Origin of the sequence: Kutzneria sp. NPDC052558 (assembly GCF_044547355.1) — a bacterium.
Taxonomy (GTDB): Bacteria; Actinomycetota; Actinomycetes; order Mycobacteriales; family Pseudonocardiaceae; genus Kutzneria.
In genome coordinates, this window is the sequence record NZ_JBIUAG010000027.1 from 120,767 (window position 1) to 139,702 (window position 18,936).

An 18,936-nucleotide genomic window follows, 5' to 3' on the forward strand; every position below is an offset into this window, starting at 1 on the left:
GCGGCGGTGGCCGCCCACCTAGTCGCCGACGACGCGGGTGCCGGTGAGCCAGTCGTGCAGGGCCCGGCGCTGAGGGTGCACGAGGGCCAGCCCGATGCTGACGGGCACGATGAGGTAGACGCAGAACAGGCAGAAGCACGCGCTCTGCTCGGTGCCGAGGTGCATCCACAGGCGGCTGAGGCCGAGGTGGGCCAGGAACCACGGGCTGAGCTTGATGGCGGTCCGCAGGGCCAGCTGCCAGGTGGCGGCGCGGGTGCCGTCGGAGCGGACGACGCGCAGGCCGACGCGGCGCTTGCCGAGGCTGCCCTGGCGGCGGCTGGTCTCGGTGAGCACGAGGTAGAAGCCGACGGGGATGAGCCCGAGGGCGAGGGTGGCGACGTCGGCGGAGAGCTCGCTGGAGGCGCTCCACCGCGGTTCGAGACCTAACTCCCGCAGTGCGATGGCCACCCCGCCGAGCAGCAGCAGCCAGGTGAGCGCGACCAGGCAGTCCACGAGGCAAGCCTCGGTGCGGGCCATCGAACCGGCGCGTGGAAACCCGGCCCGCGGCTGGACGTGACGCGGCAATGCTCACCTCCGACCGAACTGCTTCAGCCGACAACAAGATCATTAGATCATGCGCGGGACCAGAACGGACTTCGCCGGCGAACCTGATGGTATCGGCGCGAACCACGGCCGAGGTCAGCCCGCGAACGGACCAATCTCGGCCGCCGGGGAGCCTAAACCGGCCGCCGTGAGCGGTAGCGGAGCATCAGGAAGCTCTCGTCGGTCAACACCGAGGCCAGATCGAGCTCACGGGGAGCAGCCGGCGGCGGACCGACGGCGATGCGGCTGGCGTCGCCGCCGGCCAGTCGCGGCGAGACGGTCAGGCACAGCTGGTCCACCAGCCCGGCCTCGATGAGGGCGCCGAAAAGGTGCGGCCCGCCCTCGCAGCTGACCCGCCGCAACCCCCGCTTGTCCAGCTCCGCCAAGGCGATCGAGAGATTCACGTCGGCGTCCCCAGCGATGACGACGTCGGCGCCGGCGGCCGCGAGAGCCTCCACTCGGGACGTCGGGGCGGCGGCGCAGGTGACGACGATGGTGGGCGCCAGCGGCGTCGAGACGAGGTCCGATGCCGGGTCGACGGAGGCGCGGCGGGAGACGACGGCGATGGGCGGCACGGGGGCCAGCCCGAGCCGGGCCCGGGCAGCGGCCCGGACCTCGCCGGCCTGGACGCCGGCGTAGCCCTCGATGGCGGCGGTGCCGGCCCCGACCAGGATCACGTCGGCCAGGGTCCGGCCGAGCATGAACACCTGCTTGTCGGCCGGCCCGGACAGCCCCTGCGACTTGCCGCCGACCGTGACGGCCCCGTCGGGACTGGACACGAAGTTCACCTGCACCCACGGCCGCGACAGGTCGGACGGGTAGTCGTAGAGCCGTTCGAGCTCGGTGTCGTCGATGTCACGGGCCTCAGGCAGGAGCATGCGCACGGATGCATCCCAACACGACACTACGATTCGGGCATGACCACCCCGCGCCTGATCGACCGGCAGCCCACGATCAGCGGGGACGAGATCGTGGCGGCCATGGTGCCGCCGCCCCGCTTCGGCGACGTCAGCTTCGACAGCTACCTCCCGAACCCGGACGAGCCGAGCCAGGCGGCGGCGGTGACGGCCGGCCGGGCCTTCGCCCGCCGGATCGCCACCGAGAAGCCCAAGTCCTGGATGAAGTCGCTGTTCGGCGGCAAGGAGCCCGCCGCCAAGCGCGGCCTGTACCTGGACGGCGGCTTCGGCGTGGGCAAGACCCACCTGCTGGCCTCGCTGTGGCACGAGGTGCCGGGACCCAAGGCGTACGGCACCTTCGTGGAGCTGACGCACCTGGTGGGGGCGCTCGGCTTCATGGAGGCGGTCAAGCGCCTGTCGGAGCACCGGCTGCTGGCGATCGACGAGTTCGAGCTGGACGACCCGGGCGACACGACCCTGGTCACCCGCCTGCTCCAGGAGCTGACCGCGGCCGGCACGTACGTGGCGGCGACGTCGAACACCTTGCCGGAGAAGCTGGGGGAGGGGCGGTTCGCCGCGGACGAGTTCCTGCGCGAGATCCGCAGCCTTTCCCAGCAGTTCGAGGTCATCCGCGTGGACGGCCCGGACTACCGGCACCGCGGCCTGCCCGACGCGCCGGAGCCGATGTCCGACGAGCAGCTCGTCAAGAGCGCCGAGGCCACGCCCGGGTCCACTTTGGACGATTTCGACGCCCTGTGCGCGCACCTGGCCAAGCTGCACCCGTCCCGCTACGGACGGCTCGTCTCCGACGTGACGGCCGTGCATCTCCGGCACGTGCACGCCGCCCCGGACCAGGACGTGGCGCTACGCCTGGTGGCCTTCGCCGACCGCCTCTACGACCGCGCGGTGCCGGTGGCGGTCTCCGGGCAGCCGCTGTCGGAGCTGTTCACCGAGGAGATGCTGCGCGGCGGCTACCGCAAGAAGTACCTCCGCGCCCTCTCCCGCCTCATCGCCCTCTCCCGCGAAGCCCAATAACCGCTTGGAAGGGGGCTTTCCTCCACTCCGAGTGGAGGAAAGCCCCCTTCCAAGCGCCGGGGGTGGGGGTCAGGGGTTGACTTCGAAGTCGCGGCCTTCGAGGCCGCGGCCGTGCTTGGTGAAGTGCTCCAGCCCGACCTCGATGAACAGGCCCTGGGCGTTGACCGCGACCTGGCCGTCGTCGGCGTTGAGGCGGCCGACGGCGCTGGTGTAGATCCGGCGGCCGATCACGCCGTCGAGCTGGGCCCGGATGTGCAGCACGGTGCCGACCGGCACCGGCCGCCGGAAGTCGGTCTCCAGCCGCCCGGTCACGGCCGGGATGTGGGTGAGCATGCCCAGCATGCCGAGCACCTCGTCGAAGGCGCAGGCCAGCAGCCCGCCGTGGGCGAGGCCGGGCGCGCCCTGGTGGTGCTCGGTGACGTGGAACAGGCCGTGCACGGTCAGCCCGTCGCCGGCCCTGGCCCGCAGGTGCAGGCCACTGTCGATGTCCCCGCAGCCGAAGCACTTCGAGTAGTGCACGGGCAGCTCGACGCCGGGGGCCGGCGCGTCGGGGTGCCGTGCGGGCAGCACGGCGCCGTCAGGAAGCTCCAGCTTGTTCACCCGGCAAGTATCAGACGCTGCTCCATGCCGGCGATAACCAGGTCCAGTCCGAACTCGAACTGCACGTCGCCGCCGACGGTCTGGCGCAGCGCCGGGGTGTGCGCGACCAGGGCCGGGTACCGGTCGGCCGGCAGTCCGGACATGATTTCGCGGACCTTCTCCCGCCGCTGCGGGTCGCTGTTCTCCTCCAGCAGCCGGACCTCCAGCGTGGTCACGCCGACCACGAAGCCCAGCAGCATGGTGTAGGTCCTGGCCGCGTTCTCCTCGTCGAAACCGGCCTCGACCAGGGCTCGCAGCAGGGACTCGGCCGATTCGGCCGACTCGTGCCCGGCCAGCGGCCGCTGCTGCAACAGCGAGGTCAGGCACGGGTGCTCCAGGATCTGGCCGCGCAGCCGGCGGCAGATGGTGCGCACCTGGTGCTGCCAGCCGCCGTAGGCGGTGGTCAGCGCGGCGGCCCGCAGCGCGTGGTCGCGCACGGCGTCGAGCAGCTCGTCCTTGCCGCGGAAGTAGGTGTAGAGCGTCATGGGGGCGACGCCGAGCTCCTTGGCCAGGGCGCGGATGCTGAACGCCTCGACGCCGGCCTGGTCCAGCAGCCGCAGGGCGGCGGTGACGATGAGGTCCGCGCTCACTGTGTTGCGTGGCACCCTCGTCCGGGCTGTCGTCGTCATTCCGTACACTGTACCGTACGCTGTACGGAACGGCGACGAAGGAGTCAGACGGTGCGTGCGGTTCAGGTGAGCGAGTTCGGCGGGCCCGAGGTGCTGAAGGTGGTGGAGCTGCCGACCCCCGTCCCGGCCGAGGGCCAGCTGCTGGTCAAGGTGGATCGGGCCGGCATCAACTACGCCGACACGCACCAGGCCGAGAACTCCTACCTGGCCGACCAGAAGCTGCCGTTCGTGCCGGGCGGCGAGATCGTCGGCCGCACCGAGGACGGCCGCCGCGTGGTCGCGCTGAGCTCCGGCGGCGGCTACGCCGAGTACGCCGTGGCCCACCCGAGCCTGGCTTTCGACGTGCCGGACGGCGTGTCCGACGCGGCCGCGCTGGCCCTGATCGTGCAGGGCTCCACCGCCTGGCACCTGCTGCGCACCTCCACCCACATGCAGGCCGGCGAGTCGGTCGTGGTGATCTCCGCGGCCGGCGGCGTCGGCACGCTGGCCGTGCAGCTGGCCAAGCTGTGGGGCGCCGGCCGCGTCATCGGGACCGCCTCGACGGAGGGCAAGAGGGGCCTGGCCGTCGACCTCGGCGCGGACGTGGCCATCGACGCCGAGCCCGAGGACACGCTGGCCGAGCGGCTGATCGAGGCCAACGACGGCAAGCGCGTGGACATCGTGCTGGAGATGACCGGCGGCGGCGTGTTCGACGCCTCGCTCAAGGCCCTGGACAGCTTCGGCCGCATCGTCGCCTACGGCGCGGCCTCGCGCAGCATGGGCTCGCCGGTGGTGCTGAACAAGCTGATGGCGCACAGCAAGTCCGTCGTCGGCTTCTGGCTCCAGGACTGCTTCCGCCGGCCGGCGATGATGCGTGACGCCATGAACGAGCTGTTCGGCCTGGTGGCCGCGAACAAGCTCAAGCCGCTGCTCGGCGGCGACTACGCGCTGTCCGACGCGGCCCAGGCCCACATCGACATTCGCAGCCGCAAGACCGTCGGCAAGCTGGTGCTGGACCCCGCTCGATGACCCTTTTGGGCAAGTAACAATTCGCAATTGGGCCCACCCGCCGGTCACTATGGGCCCCATGGGGTTTCTTGAGGCCGGCGGGCTCGCCTATCAGCTCTCCGACGGCCGGCAGCTGTTCCGCGACGTCACGTTCCGCGTGTCGCAGGGGAACGTCGCCGCGATCGTCGGGGAGAACGGCGCCGGCAAGACGACGTTGCTGCGCATCCTGTCCGGCGAGCTGACGCCGGCCGAGGGCGGCGTGGTCGTCCAGGGCGGGCTTGGCGTGATGCCGCAGTTCATCGGCTCGGTGCGTGACGAGTCCACGGTCCGCGACCTGCTGCTCGCGGTGGCCTCGCCGGCGCTGCGGGCGGCGGCCAAGGAGCTCGACGAGGTCGAGCTGGCGCTGATGGAGACCGACGACGAGCCCACGCAGATGCGCTACGCCGAAGCCCTGGCGGCCTGGGGCGAGCTCGGCGGCTACGACGTCGAGGTGCTCTGGGACGTCGTCACCGTGGCCGCGCTCGGCATTCCCTACGACCGGGCCCGGTTCCGGGGTGTGCGCACGATGTCCGGCGGCGAGCAGAAGCGGTTGGTGCTGGAGGCGTTGCTGCGCGGCAACGACCAGGTGCTGATGCTGGACGAGCCGGACAACTACCTCGACGTGCCGGGCAAGCGCTGGCTGGAGGAGCGGCTCCGCGAGACCAACAAGGCCGTGCTGCTGGTCAGCCACGACCGTGAGCTGCTGGCCAACGCCGCCACCCACATCGTCGCGCTGGAGGCCCGCACCACCTGGGTGCACGGCGGCGGTTTCGGCACCTGGCACGAGGCCCGCGCGGCCCGCTGGGCCCGGGTCGCCGAGCTGCACAAGCGCTGGGACGAGGAGCACCAGCGGCTCATCGACCTCGTGCGGGAACTGCGGCAGCAGGCGGCGATCAGCCCCGACATGGCGTCCCGTTACCGCGCCATGCAGACCCGACTGCGCAAGTATGAGGAGAGCCCGCGTCCGCCCGAGCTGCCGGAGGAGCACGAGGTCAAGCCTCGGCTGCGCGGTTCGCGCACCGGCGTTCGCGCGATCACCTGCGAGCGGCTGGAGCTGTCGGGGCTGATGAAGCCGTTCGACGCCGAGGTGTTCTTCGGCGACCGGGTGGCGGTGTTGGGCTCCAACGGTTCCGGCAAGAGCCACTTCCTGCGGCTGCTGGGCGGCGGCGAGGTCGCGCACACCGGGTCGTACCGGCTGGGCGCGCGGGTGGTGCCGGGGCTGTTCGCGCAGACTCATGAGCATCCCGAGTGGATCGGCCGCACGCTGGTGGATGTGTTGTGGCACGGGGAAGACGGCCGCAAGGGGCTGGACCGCGGCGCGGCGATGTCGGTGCTGAGCCGCTACGGCCTGGCGGCCAGTGGGGACCAGCGGTTCGAGACGCTGTCGGGCGGGCAGCAGGCCCGGTTCCAGATCCTGCTGCTGGAACTGTCCGGGGCCACGCTGCTGTTGCTGGACGAGCCGACCGACAACCTCGACCTCACCTCGGCCGAGGCGTTGCAGGACGCGCTGGAGGAGTTCACCGGCACGGTGGTGGCCGTCACCCACGACCGCTGGTTCTCCCGCTCGTTCGACCGCTTCCTGCTGTTCGGCGCGGACGGGAAAGTTCACGAGGTGCCGGAACCGGTGTGGGACGAGGGCCGGGTGGCCCGGGCCAGGTGACTTTTGGTCACAAGAATCGGTCCGGAAACAAATCGTCACGGGATTGGTCTGGACGGTCTACCGGATCACCCCCTAGGTTCGGCTGGTTCGTGACGACCTGACGACTGTTTGGTGGATGATGAGCACGAAGGCGTGGTTCCGTCGATTACCAGCCCTGCTCGCGATCGCCCTGGTCGCCGCTGCTTGCGGTAGCGGCGCCGGCGGCAACACCGTGATCGGCAAGGCGTCCGGCGGGCACCTGACCATCGCGATCGCCGAGGACCAGCCGGGCAGCAGCCTCAAGGGCCTCAACGGCGACTACACCGGTTTCGACATCGACGTCGCCGAGTTCGTGGCCAAGGAGCTCGGGGTCGACGCCGGCAACATCACCTGGCGCAGCACGGTGTCCGCGGACCGGGAGACCGTGCTGGAGAACGGCTCGGCCGACCTGGTGGTGGAGACCTACTCCATCACCGACAAGCGCAAGCAGGTGATCTCCTTCGCCGGCCCGTACTTCGTGGCCGGGCAGGACCTGCTGGTGCGGCTGGACGACAAGACCATCACCGGTCCCGAGTCGCTCAACGGCAAGCGGCTGTGCTCGGTGGCCGGCACCACCTCCGCGCAGGAGGTCAAGGACAAGTTCGCGGCCCAGACCCAGCTGGTCGAGTACGCGCACTTCTCCGAGTGCATCACCGCGCTGCTGTTCAGCATCGTCGACGCCGTGACCACCGACGACCTCATCCTGGCCGGCTACGCCGCGCAGAACCCGGAGCTGCTGCGGGTCGTCGGCAAGCCGTTCACCCAGGAGCGCTACGGCATCGGCGTCAAGAAGGGCGACACCGCCTCGGTGGCCAAGATCGACGACGCCATCACCAAGATGGTCAGCACCGGCGCCTGGCAGTCCTCGCTCCAGCACAACTTCGGCGGCACCGGCTACAAGATCCCCTCCCCGCCCACCATCACCGAACGCTGACCGCCCCCAGCCGCTTTCAAGCTCGGAAGGGGGCTTTCCTCCACTTGGAGTGGAGGAAAGCCCCCTTCCGAGCATCGATCAGTGGATCTGGGCGCGGGATCCGCGTGAACGCGATCGCGCCCGGGGTCACCGACACCGAGGGGGCGGAGGCGTTGGGCGTGCGCGACTCGCCGGGAATGGCCGCCCGGAGCCCGCTGGGTCGGGTGGGCACGCCGGAGGACATCGGCCTGGTGGCGGTGTTCCTGGCCTCCGAGGACGCCCGCTGGATCACCGGCGAAGTGGTGCACGCCTCCGGCGGTTTCGCCTAGCCCAGCGCCTGCATGAGCGGGGTGAACAGGCGGGACCGGTCGCCGGGCAGGTCGCGGCCGTGCACCATGGTCGTCACCTCGAACTGCCGGGCCAGGCCCTCGGCGACGGCCCAGGCGGCCAGGTAGGGGTGGCCGGTGTCCAGCCGCACTGGACCGTCCACAGTGGACGCGATGTCGGTCACCAGCACCTTGGCGTCGGCCAGCCGGGCGGCGATCACCGGGCCGATCACGACCGTCTCGCCGTCCCGCCACGAGCCGGCGTAGCCGGTGATCGCGCCGCCCTCGGTCACCACCCGGACCTGGCCGGCGAAGCGGAGGTATCCGGTCAGCAGGCGGCGGCGATCGGCCCCGGTCACCTCGGCGTCCAGGCGTTGCACGGCGGCCAGGTCGGCCGGGGTGAACGGGCGGGTGAGGCCGGTGCGGGACCCGGCGCCGAGGAAGCGGCCGCGGTGCGTGGAGACGGTTCCGGCCACGCGCAAGCCCAGCGCCTCGTACAGCGGGCGGCCGGATTCGGTGGCGTACAAGGCGATCGTGCCGGCGCCGGCGTGATCCATGGCGTGGCGCATCAGGGCCCGGCCCAGGCCGCGCCGATTCCACCGCTGTGCCACCAGCATCATGCCGACCCAGGCCAGCCGGGGACCGAACCGGCTCAGCACCACCGAGCCGGCCAGGTCGTGCTCGTCCCGCAGGCCGTAGGCCTCGCCCATGGTGAGCAGGAACGACCACTTGCGCCGCTCCCTCGGCCACTGCCGGTCGGCGGCGAGATCGAGGCACGCGGCCAGGTCCTCGATGCCCAGCCGCGCCACGGGTGCCCTGGCGATGTCGACTGTCATGCCGTCAACGTCTCATGACGTGGGTCACAAGCGGTACGGCATTTTACCTACCTATAACGTTCGAAATCGCCGCCACGCCCCGGTCGATCTCCTCGCGGGTGATGACCAGCGGCGGCGCGATCCGCAGCGTCGTGTCGTGCGTCTCCTTGCACAGCACGCCCTGCTTGGCCAGCGCCTCGGAGGCGGCCCGCCCGGCCGGCCCGCCGGGCGCGATCTCCACGCCGGCCCACAGGCCCCGGCCCCGGACCTCGGCCACGCCGTGGCCGATCAGCTCGCCCAACCGCCCGTGCAGGTACGCCCCGAGCTCGCGGGAGCGCTCCTGGAACTCGCCGGTGGCCAGCAGCCGGACCACGGCCCGGCCGACCGCGCAGGCCAGCGGGTTGCCGCCGAAGGTCGAGCCGTGCTCGCCGGGGCGCAGCACGCCCAGCACCTCGGCCCGGCCGACGACCGCCGAGACCGGCATGATGCCGCCGCCCAGCGCCTTGCCCAGCGTGTACAGGTCGGCCCGCACGCCCTCGTGGTCCAGGGCCAGCAGTTCGCCGGTGCGGGCCAGGCCGGACTGGATCTCGTCGGCGATCATCAGCACGTCGCGCTCGTCGCACAGCCGCCGGATGCCGGCCAGATAGCCGGCCGGGGGCACGACCACGCCGGCCTCGCCCTGGATCGGCTCGATCAGCACGGCCGCGGTGTGCTCGCCGATCGCGTCGGCCATCGCGTCCAGGTCGCCGTACTCGACCACGGTGAAGCCCGGCGTGAACGGCCCGAAGTCGGCCCGGGCGGTGTCGTCGGTGGAGAAGGACACGATCGTGGTGGTGCGGCCGTGGAAGTTGGACCCGGCCACCACGATCTGCGCGGAGCCGGCGGGCAGGCCCTTGACCTGGTAGGCCCACTTGCGGGCGACCTTGATGGCCGACTCCACGGCCTCCGCGCCGGAGTTCATCGGCAGCACCAGGTCGGTGCCGGTGAGCTCGGCCAGCTCGCGGCAGAACAGGCCGAACTGGTCGTGGTGGAAGGCCCGGCTGGTCAGTGTGACCCGGCTGAGCTGCTCCACCGCCGCGGCGACCAGCGCGGGGTGGCGGTGTCCGAAGTTCAGGGCCGAGTAGCCGGACAGGAAGTCCAGGTACCGGTTGCCGTCGACATCGGTCACCCAGGCGCCCTCGCCCTCGGCGATGACCACCGGCAGCGGGTGGTAGTTGTGCGTGCTCCACCGCTCGTCGAGGTCGACGTAACCGGCGGCCGTGGTGGGGGTGTCGATGGTGGCGGTCATGTCCCAAGGCTAGATGGCCCCTGGCGGTGATTTCATCCGGTCTATGTTGCGTATGGCACCTGTTTGTTGCGCTGTTCGAGATTCTGACAGCGATTCGTTGCGTGCAGGCTGTGTTGCGCAATATGCAACCTTGGTTGCGCGTCTTGTCCCGGACCGATGGTCTAGGCCACAGTGGCGACACGCCGCCGTTGTGATCGAAAGGGGCGTCGCTGTGCCTGGAATGGATCGTCGGGGCTTCCTGGGCGGGCTGCTGGCCGGGGTGGGAGGAGCGGTGCTGATGGGAAGTGGCGTGGCCGAGGCCGGGCCGGGCAGCGAGCCCCGCGCCGCGACAAGGCCGCTGTTCATCGGCACGTACACCGACGGCAGCGGGGCCGGCAAGGGCATCGGCGTCGGCGCCTGGGACCCGGCCGCCGGCGCCGTCGTCGCCAAGTCCGTGGTCGCCGTGTCCAACCCCTCGTTCCTCGCGCTCGCCCCCTCGCAGCGCTATCTCTACGCCGTCGACGAGCAGGCCGGCGGCCGCGTCACCGCGCTGTCCGTGTCCGGCGGCACGCTGAAGGTGCTCAACAGCCAGTCGGCCCAGGGCGACGGGCCCACCCACCTGTGCGTCACCCCCGACGGCAAGCACGTGCTCGCAGCCAACTACGACTCCGGCAGCGTTGTCGTGCTGCCCGTGAAGGCCGACGGCAGCCTCGGCGCCGCGACGGACCTGGCCCAGCACACCGGTTCCGGGCCCGACCCCGACCGGCAGGAGGGGCCGCACGCCCACCAGGTGCTGCCCGACAACCACGGCGCCTACGTGCACTCCGTCGACCTCGGCACCGACACCGTCTACGCCTACACGGTGTCTTCGGCCGGCAAGCTCAAGCTTGTGCACCAGGCCAAGGTTCCCGCCGGGCAAGGGCCTCGGCACCTCGCGTTCCACCCCAACGGGCGGTACGCCTACATCGCCAACGAGCTCGGCAATTCGGTCATCGTGGCGTCGTACGACGGGGCCTCGGGGGTGCTCACGCCGGGCAAGCCCCAGACCACCCTCACCGCCGCGCCGCCGGCTGGGGTTCGCAACTACCCCGGGGAGATCATCGTCTCCGCGGACGGGCGGTTCGTGTACCTGTCCAACCGGGGCTCCGACAACGCGGCCGTTTTTGCCGTCGGTGATGGCGGGGCCAAGCTGACGCTGCTGGCCAACACGCCGGTCGGCAAGAACCCCCGGCACATCGGCCTCGACCCGACCGGCTCGTTCCTGTTCTCGTCCAACCAGGACTCGGGGACCGTGACCAGCTACCGGGTGGACAAGGCGACCGGTCTGCTCACCGCGGTCGGCACGCCGCTGGCCACGCCCAAGCCGGTGATGACGCTCCCGCTCTGAAGATCACCCCGTGTGGGGGTCCCCCCCCGATTTCCAGCCTAGCGGCGGGCGCTGAGATTCATGGCGTCCGCCGTTGGCGGGAGGGGGCGTGCTGCTGCGTTCGGGTGATGCCGCGATCAGAACGCGGTGGCCACCGCGTCGGCGCGTTCACGGCGCGACAGCGCCCGCAACACCGGAACCGTGCCGCGCTTGCGCACGGCGATGCGGGCCAGGGTGCTGACGGTGGCGTCCACGACCTCGTCGGCGAACTCGGGCGTGGGCACGCCGATGCTCACGGCCAGGTCGTCGGCGTGGATGACCAGCTCCAGGATCCGGGTCAGCAGGCACTGGTCCAGCGGCAGCGTCCAGCGGTTCCACACCGTCACCAGCATGGCCGGGTCGAGACCGTCGAGCCGGGCGGCGACCGAGGTGACGGCGGCGTCGTAGCGGGCGGCGAGCTCGCCAGCGGCGGGGCCGGCGTTGGCCTCGCTGCGCTCCCGGATGCCGCGGGCGACAGGGGAGTCGACGTCGACGTCGGGCTGCTGGGAGTAGAACCGCACGGCGTCGAGCACCGGCTCGTCGGGCAGCGGCGGCGAGTCGAGGAAGAAGCCGATGTTGGTGACCTGACCGGCGAGGTGGCCGGCCAGCCCGGACACCCGGAACTCGGCCAGGGCGCTGGGCTTGGCCCAGGCCTCAGCCAGTTCCGGGGTGCGCAGCAGTGCCGCCGCCGAGCGGGCGGCGGACAGGAAGGCGGCGATCACTTCAGCGCCTGCTCCAGCCGGGCGGCGACCTCGCGGTAGCGGGCCACCGGCACCAGGTGCACGCCGTCGAACGCGCCCGACTCGCGGATCTTCAGCACCTGCTCGCAGGTGGTCTCCACGCCGGCCAACCGGTCGCCGTCCAGGCGCTCGACCAGGTCGGCCGGGATGTCGATGTCGGGAATGGCAGCGGCCAGCCGGCGGGCGTGCGCGGCGCTGGCGATCACCATCACGCCGGCGTACACGGGCATGTCGACCGGGTTCGCGTCCCGCCACCGCAGCAGCGCGTCCAGCGAGAAGCTGACCTGCACGAACATGAAGTCGGCGGCGTGCTTCCAGGCCGGCAGCGGCCGCAGCCCGGCGGCGGTGCCGACCCGGAACGGCCGGACCCCCGAGAACGCCTTGTCCTCCGCCAGCGACCGCACCTCGTCGATCATCGACCGCACGGTGAGCTGCCCGGTCCGGCTGCCGGCCGCCGGCTTGTCGCCGTAGACGAACAGGAACTCGTCCACGCCGTAGGCGGCGGCGGTCAGCAGGTCCCGCCGGAAGCCCAACATGTTGCGGTCGCGGGAGTTCAGGCAGGCGATGCTGCGCCCGCCCATCGCCTGCACCTCGTGCGCCACGGCCACGCTGGACACGGTGGCGCGCCCGATGTGGTTGTCCGGGATGAGGAAGCTGCTCGCGACCTTGGACAGCGTGCCGATCTGGTGCCGCACGTGCATCAGATCCGGCTTGGTCGGCGGCTCGATCTCGCAGACGACCTGGAACTCAGTCATGGTCAGAATCTAGCGGCAAGCCGTCGCAGCGCCGAGGGGAACAGCCGGCTGGTCACCCGGGCGATCTTGGCCTCGATCGTGACCGGCACGACCGCGCGCTTGCGCCGCACCGCCCGCACGATCTCGGCGGCCACCCGCTCCGGCGGGAAGTTGCGCCGCCGGTAGGCCTTGGTGCTGGCCTCCTGCTTGCGGGCCTGCTCGGCCGCGGTCACCCCGGAGAACGTGGTGGTGCCGGCGATGTTGGTGTTGACGATGCCGGGGCAGATGGTGGACACGCCCACGCCCGCGGCGGCCAGCTCGGCCCGCAGGCAGTCGGACAGCATGAACACCGCCGCCTTGGACGTCGAGTAGACGCCCAGGTGCCTGGACGGCAGGTAGGCGGCGGCCGAGGCCACGTTGACGATGTGCCCGCCCTCGCCGCCGGCGATCATCAGCTCGCCGAAGGACTTGCAGCCGTGGATCACGCCCCAGAGGTTGACGTCCAGCACCCGCTGCCACTCCTCGGTGGTGGCGTCCATCAGCGCGCCGGCGTGCCCGATGCCGGCGTTGTTCACCACCACGTCCGGAATCCCGTGCGCCGCCGCGACATCGGCGGCGAACTTGGCCACCGCGCCCTCGTCGGCCACGTTCACCTGGTACGCGTGGGCCTTCGTCCCGGCCAGGGCGGCGGTCTCGGCCGCGGTGTCGTGGTTGCGGTCGCAGACCACGATCTCCGCGCCCTGCTTGGCGAACGCCAGCGCGGTGGCCCGGCCGATGCCGCTGCCGCCGCCGGTGATCACCACCAGCTGGTCGGCGAACGGGGCCCGGTGCCGGCCTTCCTCGGCCCGCCGCAGCGAGCGCGGCGCCGGCTCGCCCTCCACGTGCCGGATGAACTCGGTGGCCATGCGGGCCACCACTTCCGGGTGGGTGAGCGCCACCCAGTGGCTGGCCGGGATGGTCCGCCGCCACACCTTCGGCGCCCACTTCTGGAGGTTCTGGGTCAGCGGCGCGGTCACGTAGCGGTCCCGCTCGGGGTGGATGACCTGCACCGGAACCGTGGTCCGGCGCTCCCGCGGATTGGCCGACACGGCCCGGAAGTTGGCTTTGTACAACGACATCCCGTTGATGCCGTCCTTGGTGATGGTCGGCGCCGGGTGCCCGGGCCGGCGCGGCACGCCGTCGACCGCGCTCAGCAGCCTGCCCCAGTTGCGGCCCAGCCAGAACCGCCAGACCAGGGTGGGCAGCACCGGCAGGTGGAAGAAGCCGATGTACCAGGAGTGCAGCAGCTGCCGCACGGTCTTGAGGCTGGGGCGGCGGGTCCAGTGGGCCACGTGGTCCAGGCACGGCCCGGAGATCGAGGTGTACGAGGCGATCCGGTCGGCGTTGGCCGGCTCGGTGACCGCCTCCCAGGCCTGGATGGAGCCCCAGTCGTGGGCCACCACGTGCACCGGGGCGTCCGGGCTGACCGCGTCGGCCACGGCCATCAGGTCGTCGGCCAGCTGCGCCAGCCGGTAACCCTCCACAGTGGACGGGGCGGTGGTCTTGCCCGAGCCTCGGGTGTCGTAGCTGACCACGTGGAAGTCCTCGGCCAGCTGCACGGCCACGTCGTTCCACATCAGGTGCGTGTCCGGATAGCCGTGCACCAGCAGCACGGTCGGCTTGGCCGGGTCGCCCTGCTCGTAGACGGCCAGCCGCACGCCGTCGGAGGCCACAGTCCTGCTCTTCATAGCTCCTCCAACACCATGCGTTCGCCGTCGGTGCGCTCGACGCACACCAGGATGTCATTGCCCTCGACCGTGCGCCGGCGGCAGGTGCCGCAGAAACCCTGTTGGCACGAATAGGGCACACTGGGCCGGAAATCCCGCAGCACGGCCAGCGCCGACCGGTCGGCCGGCACCGGCAGGACCGGGCCGTCCACGCCCAGCTGCACCTCGAACGGCTTGCCGTCGACGATCGGCGGCGGGCCGAAGCGCTCGTAGTGCAGGCGGGTCGCCGGGCAGTCCCGGAAGCCCTGCCGTACCGCGTCCAGCATTCCCGCCGGGCCGCAGACGTACACCGCGCCGCCCTCGGGCGCGTCGGCCAGCAGCTCGTCGCGACCGGGGTTGACGGTCACTTTCCCTTGCGGCAGCTCGTCCAGGAACGGTAGCGACCGTCCCTTGTAGACGAGCCGCCAGTCCAGGCCGAGCCGGGCGGCCGTGCGGACCATCGGCAGGATCGGCGTGATGCCGATGCCGCCGGCCACGAACAGCGCCTTTCCCTGGGCCACGAAGGGAAACGCGTTGCGCGGGCCGCGAACCGTGACCCGGTCGCCCGGCCGCAGCGCGTGCACCTCGGCCGAGCCGGGGCCGATCAGGCGGGCGGCGATCCGGTAGCTGTGCTCGCCCGGGTCCCCGCACAGCGAGTACTGCCGCCGCAGGCCGGACGGCAGGTGCAGGTCGAGGTGCGCGCCGGGATGCCAGGTCGGCAGGTCCTCGCCGGCCAGCCGCAGGCTGACGACGCCGTCGGCGACCACTTTCCGTTCGCTGACCACGAGGTTCAGCGGGCGCTCCAGCAACGTGGCGAGGCCGCGGCTGCGCCCCCAGTACGGCAGCGAGCGCGTGTAGGCGTCGGTGAACCGCGTCAGGCCGCGGAGGAACCGGTCCGGCATCAGTGGGCTGCCTGTGCGGCCGGGGACTGCGCCAGGTAGGCCACCGCCTGGGCGGTGGAGCCCTCCTGGGTCGGGTAGTAGCCGGGCTTGAAGTAGCGGGACATCGAGCGGGCGATCTGCCACGGGCCGGGCATCAGGCCCTTGCGCACCGCCCGCCCGTAGTCACGCCAGCTTGGCTCGGTGCCTCGCGGCAGCTCGGGATCGTTGGCCAGCAGGAACCTCGCGCCCTTGATCCACATGATCCACAGCACCGGGCCGGCGATGACCATGGCCCGGGCCCGGCGCAGGTAGCGGCCGTCGAAGTGGCGCATCACGTCGAAGGCCACGCAGCGGTGCTCGACCTCCTCGGCTCCGTGCCAGCGCAGCAGGTCCAGCATGGTCGGGTCGGCCTTGGCCCGGTCCAGGCCGGGGGAGTTGAGGATCCAGTCGCCGAGAAAGGCCGTCACGTGCTCGATCGCGGCGATCATGGCCAGCCGCTCGATCAGGTACTCCTGCCGGGCCCGGACCGTCAGCGCCGGCCGGTCGCCCAGGATGCGCCGGAAGATCCAGGACACCTCCTTGACGAACGGCTCCGGGTCCAGGTCCTTGGCCGGCAGGTGGGCCAGCACGCCCTGGTGGGCCTCGGCGTGCACCGCCTCCTGGCCGATGAAGCCCCGCACGTCCTCGGCCAGCCGGTCGTCGTCGATCAGCGGCAGGGCCTCCTGGAAGGTGCGGCAGAACCAGCGCTCGCCCTCGGGCAGCAGCAGGTGCAGCACGTTGAGCACATGGGTGGCGAACGGCTCCCGCGGCACCCAGTGCATCGGCAGCTCGGACCAGTCGAACCGCACGTCCCGCGGTCGCAGCACCAGCTTGTCCGGCTCCGTCATCGCCGACCTCCCGGCTTACCTGTTACTTGAGGTAACAGTAAACCGCCCGCGCGGCGTGTGGCAAGTCACCCCTTGACGCTTGGAAGGGGGCCTTCCTCCACTCCGAGTGGAGGAAGGCCCCCTTCCAAGCTTGAGGGAGTTCACCCCATCGGGGGGGTCAGACCGCGGGGATGATGGTGGTGCCGTAGGCAGCGAGGGTTTTGTCGCGGTCGTCGTGCATGAGGTACAGGGAGAACTGGTCGACGCCGAGCTCCTTGAGCTCCTGGAGCCGGTCGACGTGCGCGGACTCCGGGCCGACCAGGCAGAACCGGTCCACGACGGCGTCGGGCACGAAGTCGGTGGAGGGATTGCCGGCCTTGCCGTGGTGGGCGTAGTCGTAGCCCTCCCGACCCTTGATGTAGTCGGTCAGCGCCTTGGGCACGCCGCCGTCCTCGCCGTAGCGGGCGACCAGGTCGGCGACGTGGTTGCCGACCATGCCGCCGAACCAGCGCAGCTGGTCGCGCTGGTGCGCCAGGTCGGAGCCGACGTAGGCCGGGGCGGCGACGCAGATCGTGACCTCCGAGGGATCACGGCCGGCGGCGGCGGCCGCGTCCCGCACGGAGCCGATGGTCCAGCGGGCGATGTCGGGGTCGGCGGTCTGCAGGATGAAACCGTCGGCCTGCTCGCCGACCAGCTTCAGCGCACGGGGACCGTAGGCCGCCATCCACATCTCCAGCTTGCCGTCGCGCACCCACGGGATCCGCACCGGCACGCCGTGGTGCAGGGCCTCGCGCCCCTCGGCCAGCTCCTTGATGACGTGCATGGCCTCGCCGAGCGTGGCCAGCGTCGCCGGCTTCTGCCCGATCACCCGGCGCGCGGAGTCGCCGCGGCCGATGCCGCACACGGTCCGGTTGCCGAACATGTCGTTGAGGGTGGCGAACAGCGACGCCGTCACCGACCAGTCCCGGGTGCTGGGGTTGGTCACCATCGGCCCGACGACCAGCTCCCGGGTGGCGGCCAGGATCTGGGAGTAGATGACAAACGGCTCCTGCCACAGCACGACCGAGTCGAACGTCCAGCCGTAGCGGAAACCACCGTCCTCCGCGGCCTTCATCGTCTCCACCACGGCACGGGCCGGCGGATCGGTCTGGAGCACTACGCCGAAGTCCATCGCTGGGCCTCTCAGTTCAAGTACTGGTTCAGTTCACGGGACAGGAACCGGCCGTGTCCCTTGGCGCCGTGCCAGCCGTCGCCGTCGACCACGACCCGACCCCGCGACAGCACGGTGTCGACGCGGCCGGTGATCTCCAGGCCCTCGTAGGCCGAGTAGTCCACGGCCATGTGGTGCGTGCTGGCCGACAGGGTCTGCCGCGCGTTCGGGTCGTACACGACGATATCGGCGTCCGACCCCGGGGCGATGACACCTTTGCGCGGATACAGCCCGAACATGCGAGCCGGCGTGGTCGAGGTCACCTCGACCCAGCGCTGCAACGTCAGCTCGCCGCCGACCACGCCCTGGTAGATCAGGTCCATCCGGTGCTCGACGCCCGGCATCCCGTTGGGAATCTTGGAGAAGTCCCCGCGCCCCAGCTCCTTCTGCTCCACGAAGCAGAACGGGCAGTGGTCGGTCGACACCACCGACAGGTCGTTGGTGCGCAGCCCCTGCCACAGCGCCCCCTGGTGCGACTTCTCGCGCAGCGGCGGGGAAGCGACGAACTTGGCGCCCTCGAAGTCCGGCTTGGCCAGGTCCTCGATGGACAGGAACAGGTACTGCGGGCACGTCTCGGCGAACACGTTCTGGCCGTCGTTGCGGGCGATGGCCACGGCTTCCAGCGCCTGGGCCGCCGACAGGTGCACGATGTAGAGCGGCGCGCCGGTGACCTTGGCCAGCTGGATGGCCCGATGGGTGGCTTCGCCCTCCAGCTCCGGCGGCCGGGTCAGCCCGTGCTGCACGGGATCGGTCCGGCCGGCGGCCAGGGCCTGGGCCACCAGCTGGTCGATCGCGATGCCGTTCTCGGCGTGCATCATGATCGTGCCGCCGTTGGCCCGGGCCCGCTGCATGGCCAGCAGGATCTCGCCGTCGGTTGAGTAGAACACGCCCGGGTAGGCCATGAACATCTTGAACGTGTTCACGCCGGCGTCGACGCAGGCGTCCATCTCCTTGAGCGTGCCGTCGTTGACGTCCGACACGATCATGTGGAAGCCGTAGTCGATGGCGCAGTTGCCGTCGGCCTTCTCGTGCCAGCGGTCCATAGTGGACAGCAGCGAGGATCCCTTGGGCTGCACCGCGAAGTCGACGATGGTGGTGGTGCCGCCCCAGGCCGCCGCCGTGGTGCCGGTCTCGAAGGTGTCGGCCGACTGGGTGCCGCCGAACGGCATCTCCATGTGCGTGTGGCCGTCGATGCCGCCGGGCAGCACGTACTTGCCGGTCGCGTCGATCACGGTGTCGACGGTGCCGGGCCACGAGCCCGGCGCCACCACCGCGGTGATCCGCTCGCCGTCGACGACCACGTCCGCGGCCACCGAGCCGGTCGGGCTGAGCACGGCGCCGCCCTTGACCAGAATGCTCACTGCGGCACCTCGCCAGCGCTCGGTGTCCGCGTTCGCGGACGCTCTGTGTTGAATGGTTCGCTCGCAAGCTCGCTCACTGCGGCACCTCGCTAGCGCTCGGTGTCCGCGTTCGCGGACGCTCTGTGTTGAATGGTTCGCTCGCAAGCTCGCTCACTGCGGCACCTCGCTAGCGCTCGGTGTCCGCGTTC

At 71.1% G+C, this 18,936-nt stretch carries 19 protein-coding genes; 6 read left to right on the forward strand and 13 right to left on the reverse strand.

The genetic code is table 11. From position 1 onward, the window contains the following. Positions 1-18: 18 nt before the first annotated feature. Positions 19-516 (reverse strand): RDD family protein, encoded by a 498-nt coding sequence (locus ACIG5F_RS36730; RefSeq protein ID WP_396524601.1) that lies wholly within the window; start codon positions 514-516, stop codon positions 19-21. Between the two features lie 200 nt (positions 517-716). Further along, on the reverse strand, positions 717-1,460 hold the full coding sequence (locus ACIG5F_RS36735) for a pyrimidine reductase family protein (protein ID WP_396524627.1): 744 nt from the start codon (positions 1,458-1,460) through the stop codon (positions 717-719). A gap of 39 nt (positions 1,461-1,499) precedes the next feature. Here ACIG5F_RS36735 and zapE point away from each other — a divergent pair, with 39 nt between their 5' ends. Then, positions 1,500-2,513: a cell division protein ZapE gene (gene zapE / locus ACIG5F_RS36740; RefSeq protein ID WP_396524602.1), complete on the forward strand. Its 1,014-nt coding sequence runs from the start codon at positions 1,500-1,502 to the stop codon at positions 2,511-2,513. 69 nt (positions 2,514-2,582) lie between these two features. On the opposite strand, the gene ACIG5F_RS36745 is transcribed toward zapE, so the two are convergent. Together ACIG5F_RS36745 and ACIG5F_RS36750 are read right to left on the reverse strand one after the other, a co-directional pair. After that, positions 2,583-3,113 carry a PaaI family thioesterase gene (locus ACIG5F_RS36745; RefSeq protein WP_396524603.1) on the reverse strand — a complete coding sequence of 177 codons (531 nt, stop codon included), beginning with the start codon at positions 3,111-3,113 and terminating at the stop codon, positions 2,583-2,585. Continuing rightward, positions 3,110-3,781 carry a TetR/AcrR family transcriptional regulator gene (locus ACIG5F_RS36750; protein WP_396524604.1) on the reverse strand — a complete coding sequence of 224 codons (672 nt, stop codon included), beginning with the start codon at positions 3,779-3,781 and terminating at the stop codon, positions 3,110-3,112. The genes ACIG5F_RS36745 and ACIG5F_RS36750 overlap by 4 nt, the downstream gene beginning before the upstream one ends. Before the next feature lie 51 nt (positions 3,782-3,832). Here ACIG5F_RS36750 and ACIG5F_RS36755 point away from each other — a divergent pair, with 51 nt between their 5' ends. The 4 genes from ACIG5F_RS36755 (at position 3,833) to ACIG5F_RS36770 (ending at position 7,727) form a co-directional block, all read left to right on the forward strand. Continuing rightward, on the forward strand, positions 3,833-4,789 hold the full coding sequence (locus ACIG5F_RS36755) for a zinc-binding alcohol dehydrogenase family protein (RefSeq protein ID WP_396524605.1): 957 nt from the start codon (positions 3,833-3,835) through the stop codon (positions 4,787-4,789). Between the two features lie 58 nt (positions 4,790-4,847). Continuing rightward, the gene (locus ACIG5F_RS36760; protein WP_396524606.1) at positions 4,848-6,467 is read left to right on the forward strand and encodes an ABC-F family ATP-binding cassette domain-containing protein; all 1,620 of its coding nucleotides are present in this window, start codon (positions 4,848-4,850) and stop codon (positions 6,465-6,467) included. A gap of 115 nt (positions 6,468-6,582) precedes the next feature. Then, entirely contained in the window at positions 6,583-7,419 is an 837-nt protein-coding gene (locus ACIG5F_RS36765; protein WP_396524607.1) for a glutamate ABC transporter substrate-binding protein, read from the forward strand. Between the two features lie 44 nt (positions 7,420-7,463). Continuing rightward, positions 7,464-7,727 carry an SDR family oxidoreductase gene (locus tag ACIG5F_RS36770; protein WP_396524608.1) on the forward strand — a complete coding sequence of 88 codons (264 nt, stop codon included), beginning with the start codon at positions 7,464-7,466 and terminating at the stop codon, positions 7,725-7,727. On the opposite strand, the gene ACIG5F_RS36775 is transcribed toward ACIG5F_RS36770, so the two are convergent. Both ACIG5F_RS36775 and rocD read right to left on the reverse strand, forming a co-directional pair. Then, on the reverse strand, positions 7,724-8,560 hold the full coding sequence (locus ACIG5F_RS36775) for a GNAT family N-acetyltransferase (RefSeq protein ID WP_396524609.1): 837 nt from the start codon (positions 8,558-8,560) through the stop codon (positions 7,724-7,726). The genes ACIG5F_RS36770 and ACIG5F_RS36775 overlap by 4 nt on opposite strands. A gap of 43 nt (positions 8,561-8,603) precedes the next feature. Continuing rightward, entirely contained in the window at positions 8,604-9,827 is a 1,224-nt protein-coding gene (rocD, locus tag ACIG5F_RS36780) for an ornithine--oxo-acid transaminase (RefSeq protein WP_396524610.1), read from the reverse strand. 220 nt (positions 9,828-10,047) lie between these two features. On the opposite strand from rocD, the gene ACIG5F_RS36785 reads away from it, so the two are divergent. After that, positions 10,048-11,193 carry a lactonase family protein gene (locus tag ACIG5F_RS36785; protein ID WP_396524628.1) on the forward strand — a complete coding sequence of 382 codons (1,146 nt, stop codon included), beginning with the start codon at positions 10,048-10,050 and terminating at the stop codon, positions 11,191-11,193. A gap of 116 nt (positions 11,194-11,309) precedes the next feature. Here ACIG5F_RS36785 and ACIG5F_RS36790 read toward each other — a convergent pair whose 3' ends face one another. From ACIG5F_RS36790 to hydA, 7 genes are all read right to left on the reverse strand, one after another. After that, positions 11,310-11,933, reverse strand: a complete 624-nt coding sequence (locus ACIG5F_RS36790; RefSeq protein WP_396524611.1) for a maleylpyruvate isomerase N-terminal domain-containing protein — start codon at positions 11,931-11,933, stop codon at positions 11,310-11,312. Continuing rightward, a complete protein-coding gene (locus ACIG5F_RS36795) occupies positions 11,930-12,706 on the reverse strand; it encodes a methylenetetrahydrofolate reductase (RefSeq protein ID WP_396524613.1) in 777 nt (258 codons plus the stop codon). The genes ACIG5F_RS36790 and ACIG5F_RS36795 overlap by 4 nt, the downstream gene beginning before the upstream one ends. A 2-nt stretch (positions 12,707-12,708) precedes the next feature. Then, a complete protein-coding gene (locus ACIG5F_RS36800; protein ID WP_396524614.1) occupies positions 12,709-14,412 on the reverse strand; it encodes an SDR family oxidoreductase in 1,704 nt (567 codons plus the stop codon). Further along, the gene (locus tag ACIG5F_RS36805; RefSeq protein ID WP_396524615.1) at positions 14,409-15,332 is read right to left on the reverse strand and encodes a PDR/VanB family oxidoreductase; all 924 of its coding nucleotides are present in this window, start codon (positions 15,330-15,332) and stop codon (positions 14,409-14,411) included. Before ACIG5F_RS36805 ends, ACIG5F_RS36800 begins: the two co-directional genes overlap by 4 nt. Further along, the gene (locus tag ACIG5F_RS36810; protein WP_396524616.1) at positions 15,332-16,198 is read right to left on the reverse strand and encodes a metal-dependent hydrolase; all 867 of its coding nucleotides are present in this window, start codon (positions 16,196-16,198) and stop codon (positions 15,332-15,334) included. The genes ACIG5F_RS36805 and ACIG5F_RS36810 overlap by 1 nt, the downstream gene beginning before the upstream one ends. 157 nt (positions 16,199-16,355) lie before the next feature. Further along, positions 16,356-17,348 carry a TIGR03842 family LLM class F420-dependent oxidoreductase gene (locus tag ACIG5F_RS36815; RefSeq protein WP_396524617.1) on the reverse strand — a complete coding sequence of 331 codons (993 nt, stop codon included), beginning with the start codon at positions 17,346-17,348 and terminating at the stop codon, positions 16,356-16,358. An 11-nt stretch (positions 17,349-17,359) separates the two neighbouring features. Further along, positions 17,360-18,748: a dihydropyrimidinase gene (hydA, locus tag ACIG5F_RS36820; protein ID WP_396524618.1), complete on the reverse strand. Its 1,389-nt coding sequence runs from the start codon at positions 18,746-18,748 to the stop codon at positions 17,360-17,362. Positions 18,749-18,936 lie beyond the last annotated feature (188 nt).